At 66.4% G+C, this 23,775-nt stretch carries 21 protein-coding genes, 1 pseudogene and 1 riboswitch; of the genes and pseudogenes, 4 read left to right on the plus strand and 18 right to left on the minus strand.

Translation table 11 applies throughout. The annotated features are described in order from the left end of the window. Positions 1–569 precede the first annotated feature (569 nt). From Q7W02_01665 to Q7W02_01680, 4 genes are all read right to left on the minus strand, one after another. Positions 570–1,193 carry a hypothetical protein gene (locus tag Q7W02_01665; protein ID MDO8474896.1) on the minus strand — a complete coding sequence of 208 codons (624 nt, stop codon included), beginning with the start codon at positions 1,191–1,193 and terminating at the stop codon, positions 570–572. Between the two features lie 621 nt (positions 1,194–1,814). Continuing rightward, positions 1,815–2,834, minus strand: coding sequence for an NrtA/SsuA/CpmA family ABC transporter substrate-binding protein (locus Q7W02_01670; protein MDO8474897.1), 1,020 nt, complete (start codon positions 2,832–2,834; stop codon positions 1,815–1,817). Then, a complete protein-coding gene (locus Q7W02_01675) occupies positions 2,831–3,595 on the minus strand; it encodes an ABC transporter ATP-binding protein (GenBank protein MDO8474898.1) in 765 nt (254 codons plus the stop codon). The genes Q7W02_01670 and Q7W02_01675 overlap by 4 nt, the downstream gene beginning before the upstream one ends. A 42-nt stretch (positions 3,596–3,637) precedes the next feature. Further along, positions 3,638–4,405 (minus strand): ABC transporter permease, encoded by a 768-nt coding sequence (locus Q7W02_01680; protein ID MDO8474899.1) that lies wholly within the window; start codon positions 4,403–4,405, stop codon positions 3,638–3,640. 372 nt (positions 4,406–4,777) lie between these two features. Between Q7W02_01680 and Q7W02_01685 the strand changes: the two genes are divergently transcribed. Continuing rightward, complete coding sequence (locus Q7W02_01685; GenBank protein ID MDO8474900.1) at positions 4,778–5,407, plus strand: Fe-Mn family superoxide dismutase; 630 nt, start codon at positions 4,778–4,780, stop codon at positions 5,405–5,407. 10 nt (positions 5,408–5,417) lie between these two features. Here the strand turns inward: Q7W02_01685 and Q7W02_01690 are convergent, their stop codons facing one another. The 6 genes from Q7W02_01690 to Q7W02_01715 form a co-directional block, all read right to left on the minus strand. Continuing rightward, the gene (locus Q7W02_01690) at positions 5,418–6,749 is read right to left on the minus strand and encodes an SUMF1/EgtB/PvdO family nonheme iron enzyme (GenBank protein MDO8474901.1); all 1,332 of its coding nucleotides are present in this window, start codon (positions 6,747–6,749) and stop codon (positions 5,418–5,420) included. Between the two features lie 256 nt (positions 6,750–7,005). Then, a complete protein-coding gene (locus tag Q7W02_01695) occupies positions 7,006–7,818 on the minus strand; it encodes a hypothetical protein (protein MDO8474902.1) in 813 nt (270 codons plus the stop codon). Next, positions 7,805–8,341: a redoxin domain-containing protein gene (locus Q7W02_01700; protein ID MDO8474903.1), complete on the minus strand. Its 537-nt coding sequence runs from the start codon at positions 8,339–8,341 to the stop codon at positions 7,805–7,807. The genes Q7W02_01695 and Q7W02_01700 overlap by 14 nt, the downstream gene beginning before the upstream one ends. A 44-nt stretch (positions 8,342–8,385) precedes the next feature. Then, the gene (gene egtD, locus Q7W02_01705; GenBank protein ID MDO8474904.1) at positions 8,386–9,360 is read right to left on the minus strand and encodes an L-histidine N(alpha)-methyltransferase; all 975 of its coding nucleotides are present in this window, start codon (positions 9,358–9,360) and stop codon (positions 8,386–8,388) included. Between the two features lie 95 nt (positions 9,361–9,455). Continuing rightward, on the minus strand, positions 9,456–10,184 hold the full coding sequence (locus Q7W02_01710; protein MDO8474905.1) for a glycosyltransferase: 729 nt from the start codon (positions 10,182–10,184) through the stop codon (positions 9,456–9,458). Next, on the minus strand, positions 10,177–11,490 hold the full coding sequence (locus tag Q7W02_01715; GenBank protein ID MDO8474906.1) for a glycosyltransferase family 4 protein: 1,314 nt from the start codon (positions 11,488–11,490) through the stop codon (positions 10,177–10,179). The genes Q7W02_01710 and Q7W02_01715 overlap by 8 nt, the downstream gene beginning before the upstream one ends. Before the next feature lie 192 nt (positions 11,491–11,682). Here Q7W02_01715 and Q7W02_01720 point away from each other — a divergent pair, with 192 nt between their 5' ends. Next, entirely contained in the window at positions 11,683–13,221 is a 1,539-nt protein-coding gene (locus tag Q7W02_01720) for an ABC transporter substrate-binding protein (GenBank protein MDO8474907.1), read from the plus strand. Between the two features lie 40 nt (positions 13,222–13,261). Here the strand turns inward: Q7W02_01720 and Q7W02_01725 are convergent, their stop codons facing one another. Both Q7W02_01725 and Q7W02_01730 read right to left on the minus strand, forming a co-directional pair. Then, positions 13,262–14,209, minus strand: coding sequence for a patatin-like phospholipase family protein (locus tag Q7W02_01725; GenBank protein MDO8474908.1), 948 nt, complete (start codon positions 14,207–14,209; stop codon positions 13,262–13,264). Further along, positions 14,202–14,969, minus strand: a complete 768-nt coding sequence (locus Q7W02_01730) for an SDR family oxidoreductase (GenBank protein MDO8474909.1) — start codon at positions 14,967–14,969, stop codon at positions 14,202–14,204. The genes Q7W02_01725 and Q7W02_01730 overlap by 8 nt, the downstream gene beginning before the upstream one ends. A gap of 117 nt (positions 14,970–15,086) precedes the next feature. Here Q7W02_01730 and Q7W02_01735 point away from each other — a divergent pair, with 117 nt between their 5' ends. Continuing rightward, positions 15,087–16,538 carry a chlorohydrolase family protein gene (locus Q7W02_01735; GenBank protein MDO8474910.1) on the plus strand — a complete coding sequence of 484 codons (1,452 nt, stop codon included), beginning with the start codon at positions 15,087–15,089 and terminating at the stop codon, positions 16,536–16,538. Between the two features lie 106 nt (positions 16,539–16,644). On the opposite strand, the pseudogene Q7W02_01740 reads toward Q7W02_01735, so the two are convergent. The 6 genes and pseudogenes from Q7W02_01740 to Q7W02_01765 all read right to left on the minus strand — a co-directional run bounded on the left by Q7W02_01740 (position 16,645) and on the right by Q7W02_01765 (position 23,369). Further along, positions 16,645–17,847, minus strand: a pseudogene (locus Q7W02_01740) (fumarylacetoacetate hydrolase). Next, on the minus strand, positions 17,848–19,263 hold the full coding sequence (gene ahcY / locus Q7W02_01745) for an adenosylhomocysteinase (protein MDO8474911.1): 1,416 nt from the start codon (positions 19,261–19,263) through the stop codon (positions 17,848–17,850). A 27-nt stretch (positions 19,264–19,290) separates the two neighbouring features. Continuing rightward, positions 19,291–19,368, minus strand: a riboswitch (S-adenosyl-L-homocysteine riboswitch). Between the two features lie 2 nt (positions 19,369–19,370). After that, positions 19,371–20,261, minus strand: a complete 891-nt coding sequence (locus Q7W02_01750) for a tetratricopeptide repeat protein (protein MDO8474912.1) — start codon at positions 20,259–20,261, stop codon at positions 19,371–19,373. Positions 20,262–20,437: 176 nt separating this feature from the next. Further along, a complete protein-coding gene (locus tag Q7W02_01755; GenBank protein MDO8474913.1) occupies positions 20,438–20,653 on the minus strand; it encodes a type II toxin-antitoxin system HicB family antitoxin in 216 nt (71 codons plus the stop codon). A gap of 676 nt (positions 20,654–21,329) precedes the next feature. Further along, complete coding sequence (locus Q7W02_01760; GenBank protein ID MDO8474914.1) at positions 21,330–22,310, minus strand: Gfo/Idh/MocA family oxidoreductase; 981 nt, start codon at positions 22,308–22,310, stop codon at positions 21,330–21,332. A gap of 192 nt (positions 22,311–22,502) precedes the next feature. Next, positions 22,503–23,369 (minus strand): aldo/keto reductase, encoded by an 867-nt coding sequence (locus tag Q7W02_01765; GenBank protein MDO8474915.1) that lies wholly within the window; start codon positions 23,367–23,369, stop codon positions 22,503–22,505. A gap of 92 nt (positions 23,370–23,461) precedes the next feature. Between Q7W02_01765 and Q7W02_01770 the strand changes: the two genes are divergently transcribed. Further along, complete coding sequence (locus Q7W02_01770) at positions 23,462–23,659, plus strand: hypothetical protein (GenBank protein MDO8474916.1); 198 nt, start codon at positions 23,462–23,464, stop codon at positions 23,657–23,659. Positions 23,660–23,775: the final 116 nt, after the last annotated feature.

The following is a 23,775-nucleotide window of genomic DNA, read 5'->3' on the forward strand; positions in this document are numbered from 1 at the left end:
CGAACGATCGGTGGGTGTCCCTTGATCCCCCATGTCCGGCGACGTGTCGGGATGAGCATGAAGCCGCTTTCATCGAGGAATACGATGTGGGCGCCAAGTCTTCGCGCTTTTTTTTATTGCCGGCCACTTGTGACGCACCCACTGGCGTATGGCCTCTTCGTCGCGCTGGATCGCACGACGCTCCGGCACCTGGCAACTCCACCCGAAAGACTGGAGCACACGCCAGAGATGGCTCGGATGATACCGGACGCCGAATTCTTTGTGAATCAGCCTTGCGATCCGCTTCAGAGTCCACAGCTCGTTGGAAAAGCCCGAGGCCATTGCTCCGGACAGCAGGAGCTTCTCGAGTGTCTTGCGCTGCTGTCCGGCCAGCTTTGGGGGCCTGCCCGGTGTCGGCTTGGCAGCGAGCGCTCCATTCCCGTGTGTTTTCCAATCCTGAATCCAGCGATGGACGGCTCCGGGCGACGCTCGGACCAGGCGTGCGATCTCCCGAATCCCTTTTCCTTCCTTCGACATCTCCACTGCACGACGACGACGTTTCTCCAGACTCGCTGCGGATCCTATGGGTCTCATGTCCCATATTGTCCCATCGTTCTATTACTTACGCAAAACTCAATAATGGCGGTTAGCGCGTCGAGAATCTCTGCGGGCGGGCTATCAGCAGCTCTCGCAAGGGCCTTCAGACGATGCTGCTCACGTCGAGGAACACAGTCGCGGAATCCTGAAATGAGATGAAACGGCTTCGCGATCGTGTGAATTGCAATGTCGAAGTAATTCTTCGCCCGAGGTGGCTGCTGACCCCAGCGCGCGTTTGAGATCACCGCCACGCGAAACGACTCGCCGATCACGGCGACTGCAAGAATCAGCGTCAATATGCCGCGCGGTCCGTGCGGCTTCATTGCTGCGGTCCCGCGCTTCGAAAGCGAGTTGCAGATGTCTTGGAGCTTGGAATCGTGTGGCAACGCTTTCAGCCCTGCGGACAGCCAATCGATCGTGCGTTGAGCCGACGAAGCTCCGCCAACGGCCGCGATTCCTGTGAAGGCGAGCTGCAAATGCAGCCCCTTGAATCCCGCTTGCAATTGCTTGGACCCAGGGCGATCGGACACGGGCGCGCCAGTATCCCTGTCGGTTAGCTGGTAGTCGGATGACTGATACACGCCACGCGAGTTTGCGACGGTCAATATGAGTGTCATACTTGAAATGTCCGTTTCCGGGCCCTATAGCAAGGTAAGCATAGCAAAGTGAGGGAAGGGGCTACGACGAGCGAATCTCCCCGGAAACCGCGCTCCCAAAGTATGTTGATCGCCCAGATCACCGACATGCACATCAGGCCCGAAGCGTCCTCACCTGCCGGCACGTGGACACGGCGCCCTACCTCGCGCGCGCCGTCGCGCACCTGCTCGGGATGAGGTCGCGCCCCGACGTCGTGCTGGCGACCGGCGACCTCGTCGACGGCGGAAGCTGTGACAAGGGCCGGCCGCCGTGTCCGGGAAGGGGCTTTATGTCAGCTATGCACCCCGGCTCGAGCCCGCGAATGGCGGCGCGGTATGTGCTCCCGCTCTGAGGGTTCGTGACGTTGCACTCGGAGAAGACGGGGTGATCTCCGGCGTTGGCGGCGAGGAAGGGCTGCTCGCGCCCGAACTGGCGTCGCAGCTCGGTTTGCCAGGCCTCCAGGGACAGGCCTGCCAGCTGGCGACGCCGAGACAGCTTCGTGGCGGACGCCGTCCGGCCTCGCCGGCGGGTGGTGGGTTCCGCCGCCGTGTGAGTCTCGGGAGCAGGGTGACGGTTCGAGCGGGCTCTCGTCATGCGTGCGTCTATCGCTTCACTTTGAGGTACTCGGCGACCCAGGAGCCGCCCACCGCGGCCTTGCCGTCGATCTTGACCTTGATGATGTCCTGGGCGAGCAAGAAGTCGCCAACCCGCTGGATCATTCCCGCGGCGCCGGGATTCCCCGCGCCCGGTAGGAGAGACAACTCGAACCTGGGATCCACCATCTGCTGGAGCGAGAGCACCGGGTTGATGTCCACGATTCGCTTCGCGACGGCCTCGCTCACGCCCAGGTTCTCCGCGGTCGCCCGGATGGCGACGCTCTTGTCCTTCGTGAACGCCTCGTAGGCCAAGTCCACGACGCGCACGAGGCGGCGCATGCCCTCGGGGTTCGCCTTCGCCCATTTCTCTCGCACGACCCAGTGGTCAGAGGTGTTGAGGCCGAGGTCGATGGTGCGCGTCAGCACTTTCCCGCCGGCCGCCTCCATCTTGGAGATCCACGGCTCCCACGCATAGGCGCCGTCCACGTCCTTGTTGGAAAACGCCGGCACCATGTTGGTGATGTCCATCGTCACCATCTGGACATCCGCGGGGCTGAGCCCGGCTTTCTGGATCGCCGTCACGAGCCCGATGTGGGCGCTGGTACCGCGCAGGAAGGCGATCTTCTTCCCCTTGAGGTCCTTGAGCGTGGTGATCCCGCTGTCGGGCTGGACCACGAGGCCGTCGGCGTAGGCCGAGATGATCTGGATGTAGACGTTCTTGAGGTCGAGCCCCTGCGAGAGCCCCACCACGTAACCCGCCGTGCCGAAGAGACCGGCATCGATGCTCTCGCTTCGGTAGGCGGCGAACTGGGGCGGCCCGGCCGTGAACTTCACCAGCTCGGCGTCCAGACCCGCTTTCTCGAAAAGCTTGAGGTCGCGGGCGGTGTAGAAGAGCACCGCGTTGTACGGCTGCCAGGCGAACCGGATCTTAATCGGGGCCTGCGCCATAGCCTCGGATGCGAGCGTGGTGATTTGCGCTACCAGAAGGGCTGTCAGCAGGACGAACACCACGGGGAATCGTTTCATGGCATCTCCTCCTCCAAGAGGGACTTGAGCAGGGAGTACTTGAGCGCGGCGAACTCGGCCGAGCCGACGAGATCGACGCTCCGCGGCGCCGCGAAGGGAACCGTCAGGGTGAGCTTGATGCGTCCCGGCCGCTTCGTCATCACGTAGACGCGATGGGACAAGAGGATGGCCTCTTCCACGTCGTGAGTGACGAGGAGCAGGGTCGGATGGTAGACGCCCCCGACGCGGAGGACGAGCTCCTGCATCCGCGCGCGCGTCATGGCATCGAGGGCGCCGAAGGGCTCATCCATCAGGAGTACCCCCGGACGGTTGATCAGCGCCCGGGCGAGCTGCACGCGCTGGCGCATCCCGCCCGAGAGCTGGTAGGGGTAGTGGCCCTCCCAGCCCTCGAGGCCGACCGCGCGGATCAGCTCGCGGGCGCGCGGGAGGTAATCCCCCCGCGCCTCGCCGCGATGCCTGGGGCCGAACACCACGTTCTCCTCCACGGTGAGCCAGCCGAAGAGCGCCGGCGACTGGAAGATCACCGAGCGATCCGGCCCGGGCGGGCCGAGCGGCCGTCCCCCCACGCGGATCGTCCCCGCGGTGGGTCGCTCGAAGCCGGCCACCAGGTTCAGGAGCGTGGTCTTCCCGCACCCCGAGGGGCCGATGACCGCCACGATTTCGCGCTCGGCGACGGCGAGGTCCACGTCCTCGAGCGCGCTCACCGGCTCCTGCCCCCGGTGGAGCGGCGGAAAGACCTTGCCCACGCCCCTGAGCTCCATGTGAGCCGTCAACGTCCTGCCCCAGTCAATGCCTCTGCCCCGTCATCGGCCCTGCCAGTGAAGCAGCGACACCTCGAGGGCTCGAGTGATCCCCTCCAGCGTGAGGCCGATCAGCCCGATGATGATGATCCCGATGTAGACGTCGGGCACCCGGAAGAAGGTCGTCGCGTCCATCACCATGAAACCGAGTCCCGCCTGGGCTGCGATCAGCTCGGCCGCCACCACGATCGCCCACGAGATGGCAGTGGCCGTTTTCACTCCCGTCATGATCTGCGGCAGCGCCGCCCAGAAGATCACGTGCCGGAAGATCTGCGCCCGCGTAAGCCCGAGGTTCTGCGCCGTGCGGAGGAGATCCTGCGGGATCGCCCGCACCCCCGCCGAGGCATTCAGCACCACGTACCAGAGCGCGGCCATGAAGATCAGGAACACCTTGGAGAACTCGCCGATGCCGAAGTAGAGGATCATCAGCGGAATGAATGCGATGGGAGGGATCGGGCGCATGAAGGAGAAGATGGGCGAGAGGATGGCGAAGACCGTGCGGTTCGCGCCCATGACGAGGCCCAGTGGGATGCCGACGGCCAGCCCGAGCCCCAAGCCGGTGAAGGTGCGCGCGAGGCTGGACAGGACGTGCTCGCTGAGCGGCTTCTGCGCATAGCCTTGGGCCATGAGAACCAGGAACTCGCTGCCGAGATCCCCGGGCGACGGGAGAACGAATGGCTTGACGAGCCGGAGGGCTGTCACCGCGTACCAGAGGAGCAGGATGCCGGCGATCGTACCCAAGGACAGAAGGGTGTAGTGGCCCGGCTTCATTTAGTGAACTCCCCCAAGCTCGGTTGCGCCGGCAACGCCGGACCTCGAACCGCGATCACATCACGCGAGCCTATCTCCGACGGGCCGCTAGATTGCCCGCTGCAGGCGAATAGAGCACCGGCCGCAGGCGCCGGTCAAGCCCCAAGTGGGTACAGGTCACGGACAGCCTGTTCGGAGAGGCTGATGGAGGTGTGGGTGGGCCCGATGGACTCGCTGAAGAGGCCGGAACCGGCCACGGCATGGCTGGCCTGGGGTACCGCTCATTCCGCGAGTTCTGCTAAGATCCCGGCAGGCATCAATCATGAGGCAGGTGGGAGCGGCGTGACCCGCTCCCCAAAGCTGTCCACCACGAACGGATTGGAGGGACCGACGATGGGCACGATACCGAGTTACAAGGCTCGACAGTGGAACCTGGCCGGACTCAAGGGCATCTCGGACAAGACGCTCGAGATGCACTTCAAGCTCTACGAGGGGTATGTCACCGAAACGAACCGCCTCACCGAGCATCTCGCCGGCATACTCAAGGACGGCCAGGTCGACCAGGAGGAGATGCCCGCCTACTCGGAGCTGACCCGGCGACTCGGCTTCGAATACAACGGCATGGTCCTCCACCAGTACTACTTCGACAACCTCACGCGCGGCGCGGCGGGTGAGCCCAACAAGAGCTCCGCCTTCGCGCGGGCCGCCGCCGAGAGCTTTGGGTCCTTCGACGTGTGGAAGACGGCCTTCGTGAGCGTCGGCAAGATGCGGGGTGTCGGCTGGGCCATCTGCTATCAGGACCCCCACACCCGGAAGCTGTCCAACCACTGGGTGACGCTGCACGAGGTGGGCAATGTCGCGGGATTCATCCCGATCCTCGTGATGGACGTGTGGGAGCACGCCTTCATCCTGGATTACGCGCCGGCGCAGCGCCCGAAGTACATCGAGGCGTTCCTGGCCAATACGGACTGGGATGTGCTCGACCGGCGGCTGTCGGCGATGAGCGCACCCGCCGCACGCTGACGAGGAGTCGTCAGTCGATAGAGATGCAGCGGAACTTGGCGAAGACGTAGGGATAGTGTGCCTGGTACCAGTTTCGGAAGCTCCGGCGCACCAGCTCTGCCGCCGTCGCCCACGAGGCGCCCTTGAGGACGAAGTGCTTGCCATCGAAGAAGTCGGCCGAATAGCCCGGGTACCCCGGGATACACGCCTCGAATCCCGGGAAGCCGGTGAATGGTGTCAGTGTCCATTCCCATCCATTGCCGACGAGCTCGTGTACCCCCCACGCGCTCGCTCCCTCCGGATGCGCGCCCACCGGCGTCGGCGACCAGAATCGAAAATCGAAGTTCCCGTGTCCCTCGCCAGGCGCCGTTACCCCCCAGGGAAACGCCCGCTCGGCTCCAGTGGGATCTCCGAATGCGGCGCGGTGGAACTCCGGCTCGGTGAGCAACCGCTTGCCCTGCCAGCACGCATAGGCCCGCGCTTCGGCAAGGCTCACATAGACCGGCCAATCTGCCACGCTGTCGAGCGGAAGAAGATCGAAGAGCCCACGGTAGAGCCACCGTCCGTCCTTCTCCGTCCACACGGGCGGGGAATTGAGCTTCTCCGCGCGACTCCAGTCCCAGTCCCCATCGCTCCAAAGCTCGGGACGGCTGTATCCGCCGTCCTTCACGAAGGCGAGATACTGCCCGTTCGTTACCGGCGTCTGATCCACTCGGAAGCTTGGTACGAAGACCTGGACAGGAGGGAATTCATTGTCCCAGCCGAAACTCAGATCGGTGAGGCCGGCTCCGAGCGTCGCCGTGCCCGCCGGCACCTGCACGGTGGCCGGCGGCCGTCCCCGGCCGAGCGTGACAGGCGGAAGCCAGGAGGGGCGCACTTTCAGATCGAAGGCGAGCTGCTGCATCATGTAGAGCAGCGTCTCCTGGTGCATGAGCTCATGCTCGATGACCATGGTGAAGACGCGCTCGTCGCGCGCCATGACATGCGTTCCCGCCCGCTCGACCACCGCGTCCACGGAGTCCAGCACGGCGGCCCGGACGCGGTCACGGTAGGCGAGCACTTTTTCCAGCGGCGGCCAGCTATCCGGGATCTCCGGATGGGCGTGGCAGTGGGTGGGGTCGTCGACATCGGGATCGATGCCTCGGGAGAAGAGCTCGTCGAAGCCCGCATTGAACGAGGGCTGCCCCAGGACGCCGGCGCAGATGTGGTTCCAAGCGAAGGCGGGCAAATGCCCCACGTAGAAGATAAAGGGATGGCGCAGCGCTATCGGCTGCGCGAGGAACGCGTTGGGGGCGAGGATCTCGAAGATCTGGTCTGTCCGCGCCCATGTTGCCGAGAGCCGCTCGACCACTGTCTCAGCCATGCCAACCCTCCATTGGTCACGACTCGACCAAGCCCAGGACGTAGCAAGGAAAGGACCATACGGGACTGTGACAGAGTGTACGTCGGAACGATCCACACGGCGAGCCGAACCGCGGGGGGCGAAGAGCAATTCCGAGTCCGGGCTTGATCGTCAGGCTGAGGCGGACTACCCTCAGCGGCCTTCCTCAAGGCGGCGGGAACGCCTTCGAGCTTCTGGACCGCCTCGCCGTCCCCGCGTGGCCTGCGCCGGTAGGAGGCTAGCTCGCGGTCTCGAAGAGCGCGTTGAGGCGCCGGCAGGCGGCAACGACTTCGCGGTCTCTGCCCGGGAACCACGCGCGGATCCACTCCGGCCGCTCGAAGAAGGCCAGAGGTGGTAGTCCGCGGCGCCGGATACCCACGCGGAGCACGAGCCCGGTGGCATTGATGAAGCTCACGTCCTCCAGCATGCGTCCCGGAGCGGCCACGCCCGCCGTGACCGGGCAGAGCCTCGTGATGGCCGCCACCGAGTCCGCCACGCCACGGAGGCAGAAGGCGTGGGTCCGGGAAAGTAGCGCGGGAGGCAGCGCTTCGAGGACGCTTCGAAGCGTGAGACCCGAAAAGACGGTGTCGTCCACCACGGCAAGCGAGTCGCAGGCCTCGATGCCTTCGAGCTGGACGGCGAGCGTGGCCGGCACGGTGCTGACCAGGTGATAGCTACCGCGCCCGTCCTCCTCCCGAGTGAGCCCGAGACGACGCACGCGCGGGAACCAGCCCGACCTTGCGTGCAGCGCCAGAGCCACGCGCTCCCCCGCCCTTCCGATGCCGAGGGTAAGATCGAATGGGGCGTGGCGGCCCTGGGCGATGACCCGATCGAGCTGCTCGTCCATGGTCAGGACCACGACCCGCTCGCCATCCCTGGTGAGCAGCTCGAGCAGGGAGCGGGTGAGGGCGACGGCCGGGGAGTCGGGACCGAGACGCTCCCTCACTTCGTCGCTCAGATCGTCATGGACGTACAGCAGCCGGGGCGTGGGCTGCGTGTAGGCCTCAGGGTCCGAATCGCCTGCGCCGCGGGACGTCTCAGACGGCGGCATCCGGCGCCGGCTCACGATAGACGTAGTCGCTCCGGCAGCGCTCCATCATCGCGCGCAAGTCCTGGCGCAGCTCCTCGAGCGTCGGCCGACCGACATACCACCAACCGTTGTAAATCCGATGAATCGTGAGGTCGGGTAGAAGCGAGAAAGTGTAGGGCACTGCCACGAGACCGTACCGGAAGCCGGGCGGCGTCATCTCCACGATGTCGAGCTGCGAGATGGCGCGCCGTTCATGATCGCTCAGGAAGGTAAAGGTGGCACCGAGCCCGGTGCGGAACGCCGCCGAGACCTCGGGCGGGTCCGTCGCGACCACCGCGAGCTTGCAGTAGTTGACGGCGAGCTCGTCCTGGAGCTCTGTCAGGTGCCGTACCTGGCACCCACACTTCGGTCACCAGTACCCGCGGTAGAAGCTCACGACGAGCGGGAATTCTCCCGCCAGCTTGGAGAGGCGCACCAGCTCGCCTCGATGATCCGGCAGCTCGAGGTCCGGGAAATGGTTGCCGACGGTCAGATGTGGGTGCATGGGGTGCCCTCCTCCGTGGCGATCAGGATCCGCCGGCCTCGCCGCTACGCCGGTGCGGCGACCGCGAGGGCGAAGTAATCGTCCGAGTCAACGTGCCAGCGCTCGAGGTGGAGCCCGGCGTCCCCGAGCATGGCCTGGGCCGAGGCGCGGCTGAACTTGTAGCAGCGCTCGGTTCGGATGCTCTCCTCCGGCGAGACGCTTATGGTCAGCCCCAGGCGGCCGAGGCGCACCTCTTGCGTGGAGCCGGGGACGAGGTGCATCTCGATGCGGGCCTCTACCTCGTCGTAGAAGGCGACGTGCTGGAATGCCGCGGGGCGGAAGTCGGAGCCCACGCCTCGGTTGACGACCTCGAGGATGTTCCGGTTGAACTCCCGCGTGACTCCGCTCGCGTCGTTGTACGCGGCTTCGAGCACCGTGACGTCCTTGACGAGGTCGAGCCCGACGAGGAACCGGTCCTCCTGCGTGTGGAGCAGCGCGCGCACCTCGGTGAGCAGTCGCTGCCTGACGGGAGGGTCGAGGTTGCCGATCGTGCTGCCGAGAAAGAGCACCAGCCGGCGCCCGACCGGCGAGGGGACGTGCTCCAGGTGCCGCTCGAAGTCGGCGACGAGGGCACGCACGCGGAGGAAAGGGTAGTCGGCGATGAGCCGAGCCGCCCCGGCCCGGATGGTCGGCTCGTCGACGTCGATCGGAACATAGCGCAGGGGTTCGCGGAGGCCATTGCGAGCATCGAAGAGCCACCGGGTTTTCGCCGCCGTTCCCGCGCCGAGCTCGACGATGTCCCGGGGCGCGAGCTCACGCATGAGCCCGGGCGCGAGCTTCTCGAGGAGCCCCGCCTCCGTCCGCGTCAGGTAGTACTCGGGAAGCTCGGTGATGTCCTGGAACAGCTTGGACCCGATGGCGTCGTAGAAGTACTTCGGGGGCAGCGTCTTGGGGCTCGCCGTCAGCCCGCGGCGCACGTCTTCCTCGAGCGTCTTACGCTTGTCGGCTTCGTCGATATACGCGTCCGCGCGATAGCGCATCGTCATTAGCCCGCGGGCCAGGGCGTGCCCGACCCCCGGCCGCAGGACTCCGAGGGTAGTCTGTCTCGGCCTGACGATCAAGCCTCGGCTCGCGATTACTCAGCCGACTTGAAGCGAGCGTGGGCCGCCATCACTTTATATGAGTTGTCATACATCTGGCTTTTGCGGACCGGGTCAGTTGAGAATTGATCGGCGTGTCGGCGGTAAAGGACCATCGTTTCGGCGATGAAGGCGAAGCGGGCGTGACGATCAGCCAGGGACAGCCACAGGTCGTAGTCTTCGGCGCCCTCCAGCTCTTCATCGTAGCCAATGGCGTTCACCAGCGCCCGACGGTACGTCACCGAGTTGTGAGGAATGAAGTTAAGGGAGTACAGGAGTTCTCGGTTATAAGATTGAGTCCGGCCCCAGGGTTCCAATGAAGATTCCCCGGTCTTGAAAGCATAGATAGTACCGTAGATGACATCGGTGTCCGGGTGAGTACTCAGGTAGTGCAGAGTGGTTTCGAGCCGGTTGGGCAGGTTAATGTCGTCTGAATCGGCGACGGCAATCCAATCAGCTTTGGCCTGTCGGTTACCGTGATTGCGCGCGGCCGACACCCCCGCTTTCCCGGGGTTGCGATGGTAGCGAAACCGCGGCTCGTTAAAACCTGAGACGATGACCTGAAGATCGTCGTGACTGTAATCATCAACAACAATACATTCCCAATCGCTCAAGGTCTGATTCTGGATTGAGATCAAGGCTTCACGAAGTAGCTCCGCCCGGTCTCGGACGGCTATAACCACGCTAATCGCCGGCTGTTGGCTGGGCGACGACTGATCAGTCATTTCGAGCTCGCCAAAAACATCCAAGCATCTCCTTAAAATTCGCTCGCCAATCCCGTTGTCGGATAACTTTGTGGTAGGCGGCCTGGCGGAAAGTAGCCCTTTGCGCGGACGTTAGGACCAGGACTTGGGTCAAGACCCGTTCCAGATCGCCCGGTTCAGTTGGGTCAAACAAAAACCCGTCCTGGCCGTCTTCAATCTGCTCCAGGTAGCCGTCGAGGGCGGCGCAGACGATTACGGGTCCCTGATTGTTTGCCCAGAGGGCAACTTCAAAGGGAATATTGGACAGCGGCTCACCTCGCGACGGACAGACGACGGCCCGGGTGTTTGTCCATTGGCAAAGGGCCCGGGGCAATTCTCGGCTGTAACCGACCGAGAGGGAGGCGGCCAGACCATTGGCCTCAATCAGCTCGCGGTATTCGTTTAAAATCGGTGCGTCCGGCGCGTACGGGACCACATTCAAGACGAGATGTGCCTGGTTGTTGACTGCGGCCATTGCTTTGAGCAAGATATCAAAGCCCTTTACCCAGTCGGCTCGGCCAAAGGCGAAGATGAGCGGTTCGTCCAGGGGGATATGATTGCTGGTTAAGATCGACTGGACCTGTTCTGGCGGCATCGGTTTGAAGTCGGAGTGCTCAAGCAGCAGACTCGAAGTATATGGGACGCTTTGAAAGGCATCGGCCCCATAGTGCTCAATGAAATGTCGGTGCATAAACTCACCATATCGAGCGAGCTTAACATCCGGATGGTGACGGGCCGTCGTAAGGCCGACCTGTTCCCACGCAACCCGCTCGAGGTCAACCGCGTGTCTGGTGTGGACGTAGGCACTGGTGTAGAGAGCGATGAGGGACTGAATGTGGCAGTTGGGCCGACCGACCATTGGCTTGGCTAATTCAAGATACAGCGGCGTGTGGAGAAACGGGAGATCATTAGCAACCACCAGAATGCGGTCGTAATGAATGGCCGCCTCCAGAACAATCGCGCTGGCGGTCAGGGAAGCCGCCTGCCACCCGGCTGGCGTCCAGAGTTCATAGTCAGCGGTTCGGTACGGGCAGTAATGGACCCTCCCACCTAGCTGAGCGACAGTATCTTCGGCGTACTGCCGGTCAGTCGCTGAATAGCCCCAGTTGCCCGCGTAGGGAATCTGAGTAATCACGTGGACATCAAAATCGCCGAATGCTTTGGTCAGAGCCGGGTAGTAGGTAGTCAGCCCAGCTAAAAACGTCTTCGCTTGCGTTCCAATTCCATTGGTATTACTGACGATGCCATTGTACGTGAGGTAAAAAACCGCCTGCTTCACACCGTCCATCTTACATCCACTCGGACGATGTTCCGCCATGAGACTTACGGGTTCACCCGAGGTGTGAGAACCGGGGCCAGGTCTTGCAATACGACAACAGTCCTCAGCGAAGGATCGCTCGGCCCGCCTGCACGAATGCCCTCGGCATCGAGTAAGATGGGCGCGCGAGCGAGTCTGCCTCACAAGGGAGGGTGTCAATCCATGACCCGAGTTCGACCAATTCGTCAGTGGGTGCCGCTCCTCTGCGCCGCGCTCCTGCTGGTCGGGACGTCGGACGCTGGGGCGGCGCCCGAGGGCACGCTCACCTTCGCGATGCACTTCAGTCCCGTGACGCGGTGGCTGGACCCCGCGGAGGGTGAGAGCACCATCACGCCCTTTCTCCTCCTCTACGCGCTCCACGACGGCTTGCTCAAGCCCATGCCCGGAAGCGGGTCGGCCCCGAGCCTGGCCGAGTCGTGGTCCATGGCCAAGGACGGGCTCAGCGCCGAGTTCATCCTGCGGCATGGTGCCAAGTTCCATAACGGCGATCCGGTCACCGCCGACGACGTGAAGTTCTCCTTCGAGCGCTACCGGGGCGGGGGAGCGAAGATTCTCAAGGACACGGTGAAGGAGATCCAGACGCCCGCGCCCAACCGTGTGCGATTCGTCTTCAAGGAGCCGTGGCCGGATTTCCCGGCCTTCTACGGCACCTTCGTCGCCAGCGCCGGCTGGGTCGTGCCCAAGAAGTACGTCGAGCGGGTGGGTGAAGACGGCTTTCGCAAGGCGCCCATCGGCGCAGGCCCGTACAAATTCGTGAGCTTCAACCCGGGTGTCGAGTTGGTGCTCGAAGCCTTCGAGGGCTACTGGCGCAAAGTCCCCTCGATCAAGCGCCTGGTTTTCCGGAGCCTGCCCGATGAGACGACGCGCGCGGCCGCGCTCAAGAGCGGGGAGGTCGACGTCGCCTTTCTCCTGACCGGGCCCACCGCCGACGACATCCGGCGCACGCCGGGACTGCGCCTGGTGGCGCCGCTCCTCGGCATTTTCTGGCTCGACTTTCCGGATCAGTGGGATCCCAAGTCGCCCTGGGCCGACCGGCGCGTGCGGCTGGCCGCCAGCCTCGCCATCGACCGCCAGGCACTCAACCAGGCCGAGACGCTGGGCCTGTCACGGCCCACCGGCAGCATCGTGCCGCGCGACTTCGACTTCGCCCTGGCGGTCGACGCGCCTCCCTACGATCCAAAGCGTGCCCGCCAGCTCCTCGCCGAGGCCGGCTACCCCAACGGCTTCGACGCCGGAGAGATCACGCCCTTCCCGCCCTATAACTCCATGGGTGAAGCCATCGCGGGATGGCTTCAGGCTGTCGGCATCCGCACGCGCATGCGCGCCATGGAGCGTGGGGCGTTCATGACGGCGTGGCGGGAGAAGAAGCTGCATGGTGTAGTCCTCACCATCAGCGGGGTCTCGGGCAATGCGGCCACGCGGCTCGAGTCCTTCGTGACCAAGAACGGGGCCTTCGCCTTCGGCGCGCTGCCCGAGATCGACGGCCTCTTCCGTCGTCAGGCCAGGGAGCTGGACCGGAAGAAGCGCGAGGCGGTCCTGTTTCAGATCCAGCGCATCTTGCAGGAGCAGGTGACCCAGGCGCCCGTGTACCATCTGGGCTTTCCCACCGGGATCGGACCGCGCGTGGAGGACATCCTGGCCACCGGAGTTCCCGGCTTCTACATGTCGCCCTACGAGGACCTCAAGCTCAAGAAGCCCTGAGCGGGGTCAGGTCTTGCATTGACGCATTGACTCCCGCGCTTCATTTTTGCCAGGCCTCGAGACACGCGAGCGCGTCGGCGCGCCCGAGAGCGAGCAGCCGCGCCATGGCGTCCGCGTCAAAGTCCATTGGACGGAGCAGGAGTGGGGACGAGGGCACGAGGAGCTGGACGTCCACCGCCGGGTGACGGAACCGCGCCAGCTCGGTATCCCGCCGGATCTGCTGGATCATGACGAGCTCGAAGCTTTCCTCGAGGGCGCGGCGCATGGTGGTAGGCGGGGCGCCGCGCTCCGTCGGCGCGTAGCTCATGACCACCACGGCGCGGCCCAGGGAGGCGTCAGCCTCAAGCGCTTCCAGGATCGGCGCGCGGCCCGTCAGGCCGCCGTCCACCAGGAGCGCGCCGTCTACCTCCACGGGCGGGAAGAGGCCGGGCACAGCCGAGGCCGCCATGAGCGCATCCACCGTCACCGTGCGGTTGTCGAACACGCGCTTCTCGCGGCTGGTGAGATCGGTGGCCGTCACGAGCAGGCGTACCGGCGAGGCCGCGATCTGGTCGAAGTCGAGGGAGGCGGTGATCAAGTCCCGTAGCGGCGCCGGATCGAACAGCGAGCTGGTCTCGTTGAGGACGAGGAGGGTGAGCCAGCCCGGCAGGAAGCCCGCGAAGAACACCGCCGCGCGCAGCGAGTAGACCTGCTCGCGCGTGACCGAACGCCACATCGCCTCGAGCCGGTCGGCCCGGCCGCTGGCGATCATGGCGGCGTTGAGCGCACCGGCGGAGGAGCCCGCCACGAGCCGGATGGGCAGCCCCCGCTCCACGAAGGCGGCGGCCACGCCGGCCTCGTACGCCCCCTTGGCGCCCCCGCCCGAGAGCACCAGAGCCATGGGCGCGTCACGCGGGATGTCCGAGGGTGCGCAGCTGGCCGCCGCCGCCGCGGGCGCCAGCAGGAGAGCCAGCGCCACGACCGCCGCTACGTGGGGATCCCTAGCCAATGATGCGGCCGCCCATCACGCGGATCTCGTCGCCGGTGATGTAGGCGGAGGCGTCGGAGGCGAGGAAGACGCAGGCGTCGGCGATCTCCTCCGGCCTGCCGAGGCGCCCGAGCGGGATCTGCTTGAGCTGCTCCGCCGCGCCCGGCGGCGCCTGGCGAAACTCCGGATACCACTCGGCGTAGCGCCGCTCGGTGTCCATCGTGCCCGGGATCACCATGTTCGCGCGGATGCCGAAGGGGCCAAGCTCGGCGGCAAGCGCGCGCACGAAGCCGAGGAGGCCGGTCTTCGCCGCGGTCACCGCAGCCGTGTTGGGCCGCCCAGTCAGGCTCGACTGCCCGCCGATGGCGATGATGCTGCCCCGCTTGCGTTCCTTCATACCGGGCACGACCGCTCGCGCCAGGTAGAAGGCTGAATGCAGGTTGACGCCGAGGACGCGGTGCCAGTCGTCGAGGGATGTCTCGGTGACGGCCGTGTGCGGCCTGATGGCGGCGTTGCAGACGAGCACGTCGATGGCCCCCAGCTCGGCGAGCCCCTGCTTCACCATCGCCTCGACGGCCGCGGCGTCGGCGATGTCCCCGAGTACGGGGACGGCGCGCACGCTGGCCTTGCGGCACTCGGCGGCCACCGCCTCCAGCTCATCGCGATTGGCGCGCGTGTTCAGCACGAGATCCGCGCCCTCGGCGGCGAATGCCAGCGCGATGGCACGGCCGATATTGCGGCTGGCGCCCGTGACGAGCGCCGTCTTTCCGGTGAGCCTCATGCTCGAAGACCCCCTGTTGGTTGAACGAACAGTATGGGAGGCTCGGGAGCTTGTCAATTTCCCCCCGGGCGGAAGGCCGTCTTGACATGGCGGATGCCTATTGCTATCGATGCCGCCATGAAAACCCTCATCGAAGGCGGCTGGGTGGTGGCGTTCAACGGCAAGGGCCATGAAGTGCACGAGCAGGGGAGCGTCGTCTTCGAGGACGACCGTATCGTGCACGCGGGAGGGCCGTACACGGGGGCGGTCGACGCTCGCCTCTCGGCGCGGGGCAAGCTCGTCTCGCCCGGATTCATCAATACTCACGTGCACACGTCCGGCAATGGCGGCGACTACCTCCTGCTCGACATGGCGCAGAACGACTACCGCACCTCCAACTACATGAGCTTCGCCGCGCCGCTGAAAGGCAAGATGACACCGCCGCCTCCTGAGGCGGCTGCGGCGCTCCGCACCTTCGTCTTTCTCCACGCCCTCAAGCAGGGCGCGACCACCATCATCGACGTGGGCGGCCAGCGAGGGGACTGGGAAGGATACGTGCGCCTGGTCGACGAGCTGGGTGTGCGCGTGTACGGGAGCCCGCCCTTCCGCGACCGCAATACCTTCCACGACGCCCAGGGGCGGCTTTACTACGACTACGATGCCGCTCTCGGCACGCAGGGGCTGAAGGACGCGGTGGCCTTCATCCGTTCCTACGACGGCGCGGCGCAGGGACGTCTGCGCGGCATGCTGAACCCGTCGCAGGTCGAGACGTGCAGCGAGCCCCTGCTGCGCGCCTGCAAGGACGCCGCGCGCGAGCTGGACGTGCCCGTGCACACACATGCGGGCGGCAACCTCATCGAGTTCCAGCGGATCATGGACGAGTATCGCAAGACGCCTATCCAGTTTCTGGCCGATATCGGCTTCCTCGACGATCGCGCCCTCATCGGCCACGGCGTGTTCACCACCGCGCATCTCTGGACCCACTATCCGTTCGGCGACGACCTGCGCGTGCTCGCCGAGCGGGGCGCCACCGTGGGGCACTGTCCGTACAAGTACGCCAAGATGGCCATCACGCTCAACTCGTTCCAGCGCTATCTCGACGCCGGCGTGAACGTGGCCATCGGCACCGACACCTTCCCCATGGACATGGTGGCCGAGCTCCGCTGGGCGTCCATACTGGCCAAGGTCGCCGACGCGAACTATCAGGCCGGCCAACCCCGCGACGTCTTCAATGCCGCCACGCTGGCGAGCTGCAAGTTCCTGCGCCGCGACGATCTCGGCCGACTGGCCCCGGGCACCAAGGCCGATATCGTGCTCATCAACATCGATCACCTCGGCGCGCCGGTCTACGCCGACCCGATCAAGGCGCTGGTGGATGCCGGCTGCGGCCGCGACGTGGACACGGTGATCGTGGACGGCAAGATCCTGGTGCAGGGGGGCCGGACCGTCCAGATCGACGAGGACGAGGTCTACGCGAAGGCGCGGCAGGTGACCCAGGACTTCTGGAGCCACGTGCCCAACTGGCGCTGGGACGGCGCCGGCGTCGACCGCATCATTCCCCCGGCCTTTCCCATCCGCAAGGCATCGTAGACGGGGTCAGGTCTTGAAATACGACATCAGACCTCAGCAGATGCTTGCCCGGTTTGCCCAAGTCCGGCGGGCAATGTATGAATGCAAGACCTGACCCCGGCTGCAGTCAGCGGGCGGGGCGGGGGGCGAGGAGGCCCCGCCGCGCGAGGTTCGCCATGAGCGCGCCCGCCCCGAAGGTCCACGGGTCCGCCTGATCGCACGTGACGCCCTCGTTGACGAGCGCGCCGAGCTCGGGCGCCCGGATGCTCACGACGTCCCCGATCTTGTGGGTGAATCCGCTGCCGGAGGCGTCCCGGTCGTCGACGGGGGCGAACATCGTCCCGATGAAGAGGAGGAGACCGTCGGGATACTGGTGGTAGGGGCCGATGGCCTGCGACGCGAGGTCGGCAAGGTCCCGGCTGATCTCGCTCACCCGCGTGGTGTGCGTGATGCGGAAGCCGTCGACGCCCTCCACCACGGTCTCGAAGGTCAATCGGCGCGCGGCGTCGAGGGTGAAGGTCTCGTCGAGGAGCCGGAGGAACGGGCCCACCGCGCACGAGGTGTTGTTGTCCTTGGCGCGTCCGAGGAGGAGCGCGCTCCGTCCCTCCACGTCTCTCAGGTTAACGTCGTTGCCGAGGGTCACGGCGACGATCGCGCCCGCGCTGTCGATGACGAGCACGAGCTCGGGCTCGGGATTGGTCCAGACCGACGCCGGGTGGATGCCGACGCGGGCCCCGAGGCCCACCGGGGCCATCGCCGGGCACTTCGTGAAGAGCTCGGCGTCCGGCCCGATGCCGACCTCGAGGAACTGCGACCACATGCCCCGCGCCACGAGCAAGTCCTTCACGCGGGCGGCGTCCGCGGACCCGGGGCGGACGCCGCGGAGGTCGGGCCCGATGATCGCCTGGATATCGCGCCGCACGCCGCCGGCGAGGGCGGGATTTCCCGTCGCCCGCTCCTCGATGACGCGCTCGAGCAGGCTCGCGATGAACGTCACGCCGCTCGCCTTCACCGCCTGGAGGTCGCACGGAGCGAGGAGCCACGGCCGCGACGGATCGCGATGCCCCTACGCGCTGTTGCCGATGATGGCCTCGATCCGCCCGACAGGTGGCGCGGCCTGGATTGCCGCGCGCACGTCGCCCGGCCTGGCGGTGTTGAGCAGCTGGCTCACCGTCGGGTATGACCCGGTCAGGTCCACGGCATCGTCGTCGCGCACGGCGATGACGGCGGGGCCGTCCTCCGCGGGGATCCACGCCCGACCGATCAGCAGGGACCCCGCCGGGTTGCGGGGCAGGCACTCGCGGGCGGACAGCGCTGGTCCCGGCGTCATCTAGTACCGATAGCGGTCGGCCTTGTAGGGGCCGCTCTTCGGGACGCCGATGTATGCCGCCTGCTCGTCGCTCAACTCGGTCAGCACCGCGCTCAGCTTCGAGAGCTGGAGCCGCGCCACCTTCTCGTCGAGCTGCTTCGGCAGGATGTAGACGCCGATCGGATAGTTCTTCGTGTTCGCGAAGAGCTCGATCTGCGCCAGCACCTGGTTCGCGAAGGACGAGCTCATCACGAAGCTCGGGTGGCCGGTGGCGCACCCGAGGTTCACGAGCCGGCCCTCGGCGAGGAGGATGATGCGCCTGCCGTCCGGGAAGATGACGTGGTCGACCTGGGGCTTGATGTTCTCCCACTTGTACTGGCGGAGGGAGGCCACGTCGATCTCGTTGTCGAAGTGCCCGATGTTGCACACGATCGCGTTGTTCTTCATCTGCCGCATGTGCTCGTGCGTGAGGACCTTGTAGTTGCCAGTGGCGGTGACGAAGATGTCAGCAAAGGCCGCCGCGTAGTCCATCGTCACCACGCGGTAGCCCTCCATCGCCGCCTGGAGCGCGCAGATCGGATCGATCTCGGTCACCCACACCTGGGCCTGGAGGCCGCGGAGGGCCTGGGCCGAGCCCTTGCCCACCTCGCCGTAGCCGGCGACGACCGCGACCTTGCCCGCCACCATCACGTCGGTGGCCCGCTTGATGCCGTCGACCAGCGACTCGCGGCACCCGTAGATGTTGTCGAACTTCGACTTGGTGACGGAGTCGTTGACATTGATGGCTGGGAAGAGGAGGCGCGATTCCTTCGCCATCTGGTAGAGCCGGTGGACACCCGTGGTCGTTTCCTCGGTGACGCCCCGGATCTCCTTGCCGATCCTCGAGTACCAGCCGGGCTCGGCGGCGCAGCGCTTCCTGATCGCGGCGAAGAGCGACGTCTCCTCCTCGCTCTTCGGATGCGCGATGACCGAGGGATCCTTCTCGGCGCGGATGCCGAGGTGGACGAGGAGCGTCGCGTCGCCCCCGTCGTCGAGGATCATGTTGGGCCCGCGGTCGCCGAACTCGAAGATCCGGTGCGTGAACTCCCAGTACTCGTCGAGGGTCTCGCCCTTGTAGGCGAAGACGGGCGTGCCCGCGGCGGCGAGGGCCGCGGCCGCGTGGTCCTGGGTGGAGAAGATGTTGCAAGACGCCCAGCGCACCTCGGCCCCGAGCGCTTGGAGCGTGTCGACGAGCACCGCGGTCTGGATCGTCATGTGGAGCGATCCCGCGATGCGGGCGCCCTTCAGGGGCTGGGTCCCCGCATACTCCTGCCGGATCGCCATCAGGGCCGGCATCTCCCCCTCGGCAATGGCGATCTCCTTGCGGCCCCAGTCGGCGAGAAGAAGATCGGCGACGCGGAAATCCCCGGACTGTTTCGTGTGCGGTGTGGCGCTCATCACGCCCTCCTTTCTGTACTAGAAAAAAGTTCGTGAGCGCCGTTTCATTGAAGACCCGAGCCTGGCGGGCGCCGAGCGGCACCCGTTGCAACGCTCCTCGGGACGCCTCAGTCTACCGCAAGTCGCCCGAAGCGGCCACCCCATCTCTCCGTCCCCGGGCTCAAAAGGCGTCGTGGGGCGCCCGTGGCCCCCTTCTGCTGCGCCTCGTCCATGAGCTTCCGCACGCTGTCGGCATCCGGCCCCTCGGGCACGACCACCAGAAACGCCCGCGCCGCCTTGACAGCAGCCGGGAAGTCCCGCTTGCCGTAGAAGAGGTACTGCGTCCGATCCCAATGGGCGTGGATGTACCGAGGATCGATGCGGAGCGCGGCCTCGACCTTCGCCAGCGCCTCGTCCACGCGCCCTTCCTGGAAGAGCACGCCTCCGAGGTGGGTGATCGCCTCGACGTTCCGCGGCTCGCGGGCGAGCACCCGCTCATAGACCTGGCGGGCCTCGTCGAGCCGGCCCTTGTCGAGCGCGGCATGCGCCAGCTGGAGGAGGCCCTGGGTCGGCGCGTCCTCGCGGGCGGCGATCTGCCGGAGCGCCCGCAGCTCGATGTCGGTCATGAGAGCGGACGGGTCGCCGGCGGGCGCGAGAGACGGAGCGGGGGCGGGCGCCGCGGCTTCCCGAGCCCCGGTGAACCATCGCCCGACCCCGACGCCCGCCCCGATCCCGACGACGACCAGGAGCACCGAGGCCGCCCCCATCGCCAGCGGACTCCGGAACCACGACGGCCGTGGCCCCGTCGGCGCCGGCGGCTGCCCCGCGCTGTGCCCCCCGGTCTCGCGCTGGCTCCGCTGGAGACTCACGAAGAGCCGGCCCGCTTCGCGCTCGCGCTCCGCCCGCCGCCGGCCGTGCTCCTCAACGCCGAGCCGTCCGGCCGCCAGATCCGCGTCCAGGGCTTCGATGGCCTCGGACGCCATCTCGAGCTGGTGCCTGATGTCCCTGTTCCGGCTCATCGATCCTCCGTCTGAGATGACTTCAAATGATTGCTCGGCCCGCCCGGTCCGGCGGGCAATGCATGAACGCAAGACCTGCCCCAGGACCTCAAAGCCGGATCGTGTGATTCAGTGATATGGATGAAGGGGCAATCGCTCTGCGTACTCCCGGGGAGCGCTCTTCGATGGATGCGGCGCTAGGCGGCCCCCACGTCCACGATCTTTCCCTCAGAGCTCGGGGCCGGCACTGGCAAGCCATCCTGCCTCAACCCGTCGATGTGAAGCTCCATTGCCTCACGAATCAGGCGCAGCACTTCCGCGCGGGTCTCTCCAACCGCAACGCAACCAGGAAGATCCGGGACATGCGCTCCCCAGCTCGTATGGCCCCGCTCGATCACAACCATGTACCGCATCATCCGTCACCCCCTGCCTTCCTCCGGCCCGCCTGCTTCAGAATCGCGTTCAACGTTCCCGCCGGCACGTCCAGGCTCGGCCCATCTTCCTCCCATAGCCGGATAGGCGCACCGACTTTCATTCGCTCTCCGGCGCCATGATCGAGCCCTCCCAATCATCGTGATGAGCCGGCGTTCTACCACCAGCAAGGCGGGACCGTCCCTCGGAGCACTGGTGGCGGAAGCATAGGTCGACCGAAAGACATCGGCAAGAGTGTGCTCAAGTTGATACGCCATCCTTTCGACCTGGGCGTCCTGCGTTGCCTGCGCTGCGTCGGGCGGATGCAGCTGATTGCCACGATCAATGACCCTGCCGTCAGTCAGCGGATCCTCGCCCATCTTGGGCTCTCGGGTGTGAGTGCGAACCGGGGCCAGGTCTTGCAATCCGACAACAGTCCTCAGCGAAGGATGGCTCGGTTCGCCCGAGTCCGGCGGGCGCCGAGCGGCACCCGTTGCAACGCTCCTCGGGACGCCTCAGTCTTCCGCAAGTCGCCCGAAGCGGCCACCCCGTCTCTCCGTCCCCGGGCTCTAGAGGCGTCGGGGGGCGCCACCACTGACAAGGGCCGCCATGTCCGAGAACAGGTTTTATGTTATCTACGCTCTGTCACGCTGGGCTCGCGCGCGCGTCGCCGCCGGATCACCCCGCGAGCGCGTACGCCTGGTCGATCAGACGCACCGCGCGCGCGCAGTCGTGCACGCTGATCGGCGGCGGCGCGCCTCGCCGCCAGTGGTCGAGCGTGTCGCGCACCACCGCGAAGTAGGGCGTCGTGATGTCCCCGCTCGGGATCGTCTCGTCGCCCTCGGCGGTGGCGAGCTTGAGGACCCCGTCCTTCATCGTGAGGATGGCGTCGCGGCCGGCGATCTTCCACTCGCCGTCGGTGCCGTCGCGCGGGAAGCCGTTGCCGACCTCGATGGTGCCGAGGATCCCGCCGGTCGAGCGGAGTAGCACGGAGGCGTAGTCCTCGACCCGCTGCGCGTGGGCGCGTCGGCTGAGCTGGGCGCCGGTCACCTGCGCCTCCTCGCCAGTCAGGTAGAGGAACATGTCGAAGCCGTGGGAGCCCAGGTTCCGGAGGCAGCCGCCGCCGGCCTCGGCGGGATCGAGCATCCACGGGCAGTCCCAGCCCGGGTACCGCGCCGGCCCGGGCCGGTTGATCCGCACGTACATGTGCGAGAGCGGGCCGAAGCGTCCCGCGGCGAGCAGCTCCCGGGCGCGCGTGGCGAAGGGCTGGTATCGCTGGGCGAGCGGGACCGCGACGAAGCGCTTCAAGCGGGCGGCCTTGTCGGCCACGGCTGCCACCTCGACCGCGTTGATCCCCATGGGCTTCTCCATCAGGAAGGGATAGCCCTGGTCGAGCAGGTCGTGCGCGATCCCGGCCATCTGCCGGTGCCGGCCGAGGGCGAGCACGAAGTCGGGACGCGTCGCCGCCAGCATCTGGCGATGGTCGGTGAAGGTGGGCGGACGGCCCACCTCGGCCGCTCGCCGCGCGACGAGGGCGGGGTCGGAGTCCTGGAGGCCGACGAGCTGGACGTCGGGCATGGCGACGAGATGGCGCAGGTAGGCGGCGTCGTGGAGCGCATGCCAATGGCTCACCTCGATCACGGCAACGCGAATGGTCATGGGCGTCCTCTTCGTGTGGGGCGGTTCGTCGACCAGGCCCCACCCGCCGGTGGGGGCTGTAGCCGCCGTCTGGGCTTCGCCAGACACCGTTTGTGCTGGCTACGCTCCGTTCGTCGCCGTGGCGTCGTTCACCATGATGACACCCGCTGCCGACTGAGAGATGCCATCATGGCCTCGGAGCGCGGCGGGCCTTCAGGTCGCCAGGCCGAACAGCGATGTCATACGCGTGGCGCCGAGCATCGCCGCCATGGCCTCGTCCGCGGGCCGGCGGTCGAAACGGCTCGCGGCGTCCAGGACCCGGGGCAGCAAGTTGAGGTCCCCCGCCGTGTTGAGGAAGACGCCCGGCATGCCGAGGATCCAGTGAACCGCGCGGTCGATGTCCGCCGGCTCCTCGAGCGGCTGATACCAGGTGGTGTGCGTCCGGTCGGTGGTCGCCCACGGCCCGCGCGCGATCGACTTGATGAGCTGGACGGCCACATTGCGCTCCCGGCAGATGCTCAGCACTTCCTCGAAGCTCCGCCGGTAGCGCTCGTCCTGGGCCATGAAGAAGTTGTACGGCAGGAGCACGGTGTCGAAGTCGAAGCGCGCGAGGCTTCGCCGGTGCATGGCGGCGATGGTCCAGCCATGCCCGGTCACGCCGATGAAGCGGGCCAGCCCCTGCTCGCGTGCCTCGATCGCCGCTTCCAGCGAGCCGCCCGGCCCCATCGCCCGCTCCCAGTCGTCCGGGTGTCCGAGCGAGTGGAGCTGGATCAGATCCACGTGGTCGACGCGCAGGCGCTCGAGCGAGCGGTGGATGTCCTCGCGGGCCTCCGGGGCGGTGCGCGACCCGGTCTTCGTGGCGAGGAAGAAGTCTTTCCGGTGCCGCGCCATCCACGGGGCGATGCGCAGCTCGGAATCCCCGTATCGCGCGGCGGTGTCGATATGGTTCACCCCGTGTCGCAGCAGCAGCTCCAGCGCGCGGTCCGCGTCCGCCTGGCTGGCCCGCGCCAGGGCGGCGGCCCCGAACAGCGTCACTGTGCTCGAGTGGTTGGTGCGTCCGAATGGGCGTCGTTCGATCATCGGGTCATCGCGCCTCCGTGTTCTCGCCGCCGCGGTTCACACCTCGTCCGCGGCTCGTGGTGCGAATCTGCCGCGCAAGCATACCGCAAGCGATGGCCGTTCTCACCCCCTCCTTCCCCGCGCGGACCGGGCCCGCGCGAGAGCCCGTTGCCGCGGCGCCGCTTTCGCCCGATCCTCACCGGCACACCCCCATGGAGCGCCGGCGCCTCGGCAGCACCGACATGGTGGCGAGCATCCTCGGCTTCGGCGGCTCCGAGATCGGCTACTGTGCCAGTTCAGTTCAGGTCTGAGAACGGGTGTTGATATGACTTCCGCTGTCAAGCACGGTGACGCCGGGACCGGACGTGCCGTTTTGTCGCTGTGTACCGCCTCCGATTTCGTGGGCACCGGGTGGCTCGTCACCGGC

This window comes from Candidatus Rokuibacteriota bacterium, from assembly GCA_030647435.1.
In the GTDB taxonomy this organism is placed as follows: Bacteria; Methylomirabilota; Methylomirabilia; order Rokubacteriales; family CSP1-6; genus AR37.

What these genes read in the sequence shown, in the direction of transcription:
- Q7W02_01665 (MDO8474896.1), bottom strand. Translation starts at nt 1,193, where the DNA reads ATGACACTCATATTGACCGTCGCAAACTCGCGTGGCGTGTATCAGTCA.
- Q7W02_01670 (MDO8474897.1), bottom strand. Translation starts at nt 2,834, where the DNA reads ATGAAACGATTCCCCGTGGTGTTCGTCCTGCTGACAGCCCTTCTGGTA.
- Q7W02_01675 (MDO8474898.1), bottom strand. Translation starts at nt 3,595, where the DNA reads ATGGAGCTCAGGGGCGTGGGCAAGGTCTTTCCGCCGCTCCACCGGGGG.
- Q7W02_01680 (MDO8474899.1), bottom strand. Translation starts at nt 4,405, where the DNA reads ATGAAGCCGGGCCACTACACCCTTCTGTCCTTGGGTACGATCGCCGGC.
- Q7W02_01685 (MDO8474900.1), top strand. Translation starts at nt 4,778, where the DNA reads ATGGGCACGATACCGAGTTACAAGGCTCGACAGTGGAACCTGGCCGGA.
- Q7W02_01690 (MDO8474901.1), bottom strand. Translation starts at nt 6,749, where the DNA reads ATGGCTGAGACAGTGGTCGAGCGGCTCTCGGCAACATGGGCGCGGACA.
- Q7W02_01695 (MDO8474902.1), bottom strand. Translation starts at nt 7,818, where the DNA reads ATGCCGCCGTCTGAGACGTCCCGCGGCGCAGGCGATTCGGACCCTGAG.
- egtD (MDO8474904.1), bottom strand. Translation starts at nt 9,360, where the DNA reads ATGCGCTATCGCGCGGACGCGTATATCGACGAAGCCGACAAGCGTAAG.
- Q7W02_01710 (MDO8474905.1), bottom strand. Translation starts at nt 10,184, where the DNA reads ATGACTGATCAGTCGTCGCCCAGCCAACAGCCGGCGATTAGCGTGGTT.
- Q7W02_01715 (MDO8474906.1), bottom strand. Translation starts at nt 11,490, where the DNA reads ATGGACGGTGTGAAGCAGGCGGTTTTTTACCTCACGTACAATGGCATC.
- Q7W02_01720 (MDO8474907.1), top strand. Translation starts at nt 11,683, where the DNA reads ATGACCCGAGTTCGACCAATTCGTCAGTGGGTGCCGCTCCTCTGCGCC.
- Q7W02_01730 (MDO8474909.1), bottom strand. Translation starts at nt 14,969, where the DNA reads ATGAGGCTCACCGGAAAGACGGCGCTCGTCACGGGCGCCAGCCGCAAT.
- Q7W02_01735 (MDO8474910.1), top strand. Translation starts at nt 15,087, where the DNA reads ATGAAAACCCTCATCGAAGGCGGCTGGGTGGTGGCGTTCAACGGCAAG.
- ahcY (MDO8474911.1), bottom strand. Translation starts at nt 19,263, where the DNA reads ATGAGCGCCACACCGCACACGAAACAGTCCGGGGATTTCCGCGTCGCC.
- Q7W02_01750 (MDO8474912.1), bottom strand. Translation starts at nt 20,261, where the DNA reads ATGAGCCGGAACAGGGACATCAGGCACCAGCTCGAGATGGCGTCCGAG.
- Q7W02_01755 (MDO8474913.1), bottom strand. Translation starts at nt 20,653, where the DNA reads ATGCGGTACATGGTTGTGATCGAGCGGGGCCATACGAGCTGGGGAGCG.
- Q7W02_01760 (MDO8474914.1), bottom strand. Translation starts at nt 22,310, where the DNA reads ATGACCATTCGCGTTGCCGTGATCGAGGTGAGCCATTGGCATGCGCTC.
- Q7W02_01765 (MDO8474915.1), bottom strand. Translation starts at nt 23,369, where the DNA reads ATGATCGAACGACGCCCATTCGGACGCACCAACCACTCGAGCACAGTG.
- Q7W02_01770 (MDO8474916.1), top strand. Translation starts at nt 23,462, where the DNA reads ATGGCCGTTCTCACCCCCTCCTTCCCCGCGCGGACCGGGCCCGCGCGA.